This is a genomic window from Actinoalloteichus spitiensis RMV-1378 (genome assembly GCF_000239155.1).
In the GTDB taxonomy this organism is placed as follows: domain Bacteria; phylum Actinomycetota; class Actinomycetes; order Mycobacteriales; family Pseudonocardiaceae; genus Actinoalloteichus_B; species Actinoalloteichus_B spitiensis.
In genome coordinates, this window is the sequence record NZ_AGVX02000756.1 from 1 (window position 1) to 1,828 (window position 1,828).

Genomic DNA, 1,828 nt, shown 5'->3' on the forward strand with positions numbered 1-1,828 from the left:
ACAGGTCGCCGAAGTCGAGGGTGGCGCCGTCCGCGAGCTCCCGGACCTCCGCCGGCTCCCTCATCTCCAGTCGCCCGCCCAGCAGCGCGGCGACGTCCGGACCGAGTCCGCGCAGCGGGTCGGCCAGCATCGGCCGGTCCTCGGGGTGGACCCAGACCGGCACCCCGTACTCCTCGCAGATCGGGGCGGCGGAGTAGGAGTGGTCGAAGTGCCCGTGGGTGAGCAGCACCGCCAGCGGGGTCAGCCGGTGGGTGCGCAGCCTTTCGGCCAACGGCTCACCGACCTCCTGACCGGGGTCGACGATGACGCAGCCCGCGCCCTCCGCCGGTGCCAGCAGGTAGCAGTTGGCCTGGAGCGGACCGGCCGGGAAGCCGACGACGAGCACGCGAGAACCTCCAGCGGGGTGGTGTCCGTGGTCGCGTCGCGTGACGGTTCGGCACGCCGTGTGAGTGCCGGGCGGCGCTGGGCGACCCGTCACAGCCTAGCCAACCGGTGCGGCCACCTCGGTTGGCGTCTCTCGTCCCGCCGCCCCGACGACGGTTCGCACCGCGCCCCGAGCCGCGAGCGCGACCGTGCCCGCACCACGGCGGCCCGGGAAGGGGCGGCTCGTCCTGCCCGCTCCCGGCGGTGCCGTGGCGAACCGGGCCACCACCCCACCGCTGCCGACGGGCCGGTCCGGGGCGCGGGGCACCGGACGTCGCCCCGGCCGGCGGGGCGGGGTTCTCGACCGGGCGGGACCGTGCGCCCCTCCGAAGCGCAGCGCCCGCTCCGGGCTCTGGCGTGGTCGTCCACTCCCTCGTCACCGGCCCCGGCTCCCCCGCCACGGGTCGGAGTCGGCTGCCCCGTCCGCACCAGGGGCGAACCTCTCACTACGCTCGTACGGCTTCTCGACATAGACTCACCGGCTGCCACCGCCGTGTCGATCCCTGGGAGGGAGCGAGGTGCCGAGCAACGAGCAACGCCGCCAGGCAGCCAAACGCAAGCTGGAGCGCCAGCTGGAACGCCGGGCACAACGGGCCAAGCGCCGCCGCACGATCGGCGTGAGCGCCACCGTGCTGGGAACCGTGCTGGTCGTCGGTCTGGTGTACTTCCTGGCCACGATGGGCGGCGGTGACGACGAGCAGACCGCGTCGGACGCCACCGACACCGCCGCCAGCGGCGAACCCGAGATGCCCGAGGCGGTGACCACGGAGGGCCCCTGCGCCTACATCGAGGCCGAGCAGCCGCCGGTCGACGGACTGCCCGAGGTCGGCATGCCGGAGGACCCGGACCCGACGCCCTCGGAGGGCACCGTCTCGGTGACCCTGGGCACGAACGAGGGCGAGATCCCGCTGACCCTGGACCGCGAGCAGGCCCCCTGCACGGTGCAGAGCTTCCTGCACCTCGCCGAGAGCGGCTACTTCGACGCCTCCCCCTGCCACCGGTTGGTGGACAGCACCGACGCCCTGGAGGTCCTCCAGTGCGGCGACCCGAGCGGCACGGGCATGGGCGGCCCGGGGTACAACGTCCCGGACGAGATCGACCCCGAGCAGACCTACCCGCGCGGCACGCTGGCGATGGCCAACTCGGGCGCGCCGAACAGCGGCGGTAGCCAGTTCTTCATGGTCTACGGCGACTCCAACGCCCTCGGCCCGCAGTACACCGTCTTCGGCTCGATCGAGGACGCCGGTCTGGAGGTCGTCGACGAGATCGCGGCCGCCGGCCACGACGGCTCCATGGAGGCGCAGGCGGGCGGCGGTGCCCCCAACACCGAGGTGACCATCGAGACCGTCACCGTCGCGAGCTGAGGCCGCGCGCCGAGCTGACCTCCCGAGGCCCGGCCGCCGCG

2 protein-coding genes are annotated in these 1,828 nt (G+C 74.2%); one reads left to right on the forward strand and one right to left on the reverse strand.

From position 1 onward, the window contains the following. On the reverse strand, positions 1 to 385 hold a 385-nt coding region (locus ACTIDRAF_RS0224885), incomplete at its 3' end, for an MBL fold metallo-hydrolase (protein ID WP_016701375.1). Positions 386 to 941: 556 nt separating this feature from the next. On the opposite strand from ACTIDRAF_RS0224885, the gene ACTIDRAF_RS0224890 reads away from it, so the two are divergent. Further along, positions 942 to 1,787: a peptidylprolyl isomerase gene (locus ACTIDRAF_RS0224890; RefSeq protein ID WP_016701376.1), complete on the forward strand. Its 846-nt coding sequence runs from the start codon at positions 942 to 944 to the stop codon at positions 1,785 to 1,787. Positions 1,788 to 1,828 lie beyond the last annotated feature (41 nt).